The sequence below is a fragment of the Pseudoalteromonas sp. bablab_jr011 genome, from assembly GCF_016464045.1.
Taxonomy (GTDB): domain Bacteria; phylum Pseudomonadota; class Gammaproteobacteria; order Enterobacterales; family Alteromonadaceae; genus Pseudoalteromonas; species Pseudoalteromonas lipolytica.
The window spans coordinates 1-3,750 of record NZ_JACDWU010000203.1 but is presented as its reverse complement, the minus strand read 5'-3'; the positions used below and the strand labels follow the sequence as shown (position 1 = coordinate 3,750).

The window sequence follows — 3,750 nt, the reverse complement described above, 5'->3', positions numbered from 1 at the left end:
TATCTTTGTCCTGCGATCAACTGCTTGTAACTCATGGTAAATGCTTCTGTTTGTTTGGCGACGATAGAGTACCACCAACAGGCAGTTGATCTCTTCTCACCGTTTAACCATGAGTGGTGCACTTATTATCTGAATTCGGGAACAACAATTAAAGTTTGGGAATTTTTAAGCTTTACCATAAATCCTTTGCTCTAAGTTTTTCACTTTCGCTTTTGAGCTCCTAGCACACTCTTCAACCTTATTCAAAATAACCTCTAATTTACTTGATAAACCATCTATGTTTTTCCATTCCTCAAAAGTATCTTGTATCAATTTACTTTCTGCACTTGAACAAGCGGTCATGAAATTATAAACAACCCATTGGGCGCCTTCTTTTGGAATCCGCTTTAAAATACGATCTTTATTTTTTGAAAAATATGCAGCAACAAACTCTCTATTTTCTGCAAAAAATGCCGGAAACTGGAAACGGTAATCAATAACAAACTCAGTAGTTAAATCACTTAGCAGTAACTCATAAAATGCTTCAATTTGCTCCTCTTTTAATGTGTAGCCAATTGAGTCCAAAACATCTTCTTTAAATGTAATGTCACCATGATTAAACAAGGCTAAAAGCTCTGAATATTCAATGTCTGTAGAGTTTGCGGCGGCCACTTTCAGCACGGAACTGCGTGCCGACAAATCAATAACTTTACCTTGTTTTATTTTTCCTTTAGCAAAGGCAATTGCACTTTCAGATTTCAAATAAACACCATAAAACGAAAGCCAAGCTCCACCATTTTCTTTGTTGAATACAGTTTGCCAATCAATAATTTTTGGTAAGTTTGCTTGTAAATAACTGCTGTAAGGCGCTTTTAAATCGCTTGGTACAAACTCAATAAACGAGTCTATAAGACTATTCAGTGCTTTTAAGGATTCAACACTGTCTGTAGGTAAACTATTTAGCGTTAGTACTAGCGTATCAACATAATCCATATAATCAATGAGTGCTGCGCTTGCCAACGCATCATTATTTTCCATATAAGACAGCTTTTCCGCATCACTGAGCAAATGAAGTGGGAATTCAGCATTATCTGTTTTATCAATATACCTAAAGTAACCCACACCTTTGGTGTCTATAAAAATCTGCGATGAAGGCGAAACTTCACTCAATAACATTGTTTGAGTATTTAACAGAACATTTTTATAAGAAACCTCATTGCCAACATTATAAATTTTTAATGTAAGCGGAATGCTCCACAATTTATTTTGCCTAAAGAAGTTATCTTGCTTTAAGTAAAGTGCATCATCTTTACGATACAAGGTCACTGATGGATATGATGACTGTTGTAAAAATGAGGAGGCCACTCCTACTAGGTTTTTAGGGATATAGCGTTTAAAGCTATCAAATGACATAACTGTGCCTTGAAAAGTCTTCACATACTCGCGAATTGACTCTTTAAATTCATCCTCCCCCATAGCCTGCTCAAGCATAGCCAGTATAGAAAAGCCCTTACTGTAAACAAGTTGACCTGTTCCATCTTGCTCTGAAGCTACCTTCACTTCAGTAATTACAGCTCGATGCATGTCGTTGTCACTTTCTAATGAGCTTGATTGTGGCGTATAAGTACACTGTGCTTCTGTGGGATAAAAATGAGTCACTATTTTTGCTGCAAAAAACTCGCTAAAAGACTCGTTCATCCAATAATCGTCATACCACTGCATAGTGATATCGTTACCAAACCACATATGTGCAATTTCATGTGCAACTAGTTTTCGAAACACACACATATCGTAGCTACTTGCTAAGGCCGAAGGAATTTCTTTTGGGCTAAGCGCAATTAAGCCAACATTCTCCATTGCAGCAGAAGAGTCAAACGGTGCGATGAAGAAATCTAATTTGTCGTAAGGAAAAGGCTTACCTAAGTAGCCTGACAAATAATCAATTGTGTTATTTATTAATAGAGGCAATTCTTCATGATATTGATACTGTAAACCTTGTGGCGAAAACAAAGTACTCTTGTATTTAGTTTCCTCCATTTTCTTGCTATCAAACGTGCCTACGGCGATTGCTAAAACATCTGTCGGAATTACAGCCGTTTTTTCAAACTTAATCGTTTTTTTATTTGAATCAATTTTTGTAGAAAGAGCACGTGTATTGTGAAGCGCCGTTAAATATGAAGGGATGGTTAAAGTAAACTGAAATGATGTTTTTTTATCTGGTTCATTTAAACTAGGGAAGACTCGCCTAGCAAGCATTGGCTGAAATTGTGAGAAAATATAATCTGCCTCTGCACCACTTGCTTGTACGAATAGACCCTGTCCATGACTAGAGAACTTCCCAATAAACTTAATAACTAACTTTGCCTGACCACTAACTTTGTGATCGAGCTTATGCTTAACAATGTCATAGTTATTTGCCGTTTCAACCGGTAAGTTTGTTGATAATTCATCCGTCAGAAGTTCCACAGACTGAATATTTAAATCATGGCTGTGGTAGCTAATAGTATCTGTTGGTGAAGAAATCTCTAACGATAAAATAGTGGTGCCACTAAAGGTAGGTTTTGATGGATCTAATTCTAAATTGACGACCTGTGAATCTAGAGTAATTTCTTGGGGTAGCCGATAGTTATTAACTCCTGTCGCGTAAGAATAAACACTACAGAAGAAACAAAAAGCTAAAACATATTTCAAGCAATATTCCTTCATTTAATTTGCTATAAAACTCCGACAATAACAGATCAAATTCATGATTTATATGAAAAAGGTTAAATAAAATGGCTTTGCTTTTGAGCTAGTCACATAACAGGTCCCTATATGAAATTAAACTAATATGTCGAATTAGTACAAATAAAAAAGGCGAACCGAAAGGTTCGCCGTTTTAGTGTTCTACTAGTGGTTACATACAATTAAGTTTGTGAATGATGGCTCTTAAAACTCAATCTGTTACGAAACCTATTTCAACAATTAAAATTGTGAATAGCTATCAGCTTAAATTCTCAAACCTTATTAGCAAATACAATTAAAAATGGAACGCTTACATAAAGGACCTAACATCTGAATATTGCTGATTGTGCAACAAAAGCTTGTTGGAAGTGGGCTGTATGCGATAACAAGAGACCCTTATAAATCGTCTATATTAACTTCTGTTTCTTCTTGATCTACCCTTTGAGAAACAATGTTTGCTAACTCGTAATCTTCGATTATTTAGTAAGCATAACAAGCTCTTCTCCTTTAGGAGTGTTAGGTTCAGCAACGTCCCAAAGCTCATCTACACGCTTGAGTGCTTTTTCTAAGTCTTGTTTTGAGTTGATTGATTTTATCGATGTGATAGCCATAATGCACCCAATTTCGGAGAGATCAGAATAAATTACTCAAAATCTTCGGGGTTAAGTTCTTCTACACGACATAAATAGCCATGAGCTTTAATTTGTTCATCATTTAAAGATTGATCTGAAAACTTTTCAAGCTTAATCGAGCGTTTATCTTTCATAAGTGTACATAGCAGAATATCGCCAACCTCAATTCCTAACGCTTCACAGTATTCATCAGCAAGTGTGATTTCGAAATTCTTACCTATTAGTATCCATTTTTCTGGCACCTAAAGTTAAATCGACTATTAAGCTATGTGGCTGTCACGGCTAGCGCATTTTAATCCCAGATTCTAACAGGGTTGAGCGATAATCATCGTCTAGCCCTGCCATTTTCTTTTTTCTCGCCATACTGGCTGTTTTAGTTGTATCTTGTTTAAATAACGCCATGGCTATTTTTCTC

3 protein-coding genes and 1 pseudogene are annotated in these 3,750 nt (G+C 36.0%); all 4 read right to left on the bottom strand.

Annotated features, from left to right (window positions below; all coding sequences use genetic code 11):
• Nucleotides 1–165 precede the first annotated feature (165 nt).
• Nucleotides 166–2,670, bottom strand: coding sequence for a M1 family metallopeptidase (locus tag JIG41_RS12290; RefSeq protein ID WP_199524836.1), 2,505 nt, complete (start codon nucleotides 2,668–2,670; stop codon nucleotides 166–168).
• Between the two features lie 509 nt (nucleotides 2,671–3,179).
• Nucleotides 3,180–3,314, bottom strand: coding sequence for a hypothetical protein (locus JIG41_RS23060; RefSeq protein WP_283246065.1), 135 nt, complete (start codon nucleotides 3,312–3,314; stop codon nucleotides 3,180–3,182).
• Nucleotides 3,315–3,346: 32 nt separating this feature from the next.
• Nucleotides 3,347–3,469, bottom strand: a complete 123-nt coding sequence (locus tag JIG41_RS23055) for a hypothetical protein (RefSeq protein WP_283246064.1) — start codon at nucleotides 3,467–3,469, stop codon at nucleotides 3,347–3,349.
• Nucleotides 3,470–3,617: 148 nt separating this feature from the next.
• A pseudogene (locus tag JIG41_RS22835) lies at nucleotides 3,618–3,750 on the bottom strand (ISAs1 family transposase); the annotation flags it as partial.

Excerpts from the sequence above, each read along its gene's own strand:
- JIG41_RS23060 (WP_283246065.1), bottom strand. The coding sequence starts at position 3,314 with ATGGCTATCACATCGATAAAATCAATCAACTCAAAACAAGACTTAGAA.
- JIG41_RS23055 (WP_283246064.1), bottom strand. The coding sequence starts at position 3,469 with ATGAAAGATAAACGCTCGATTAAGCTTGAAAAGTTTTCAGATCAATCT.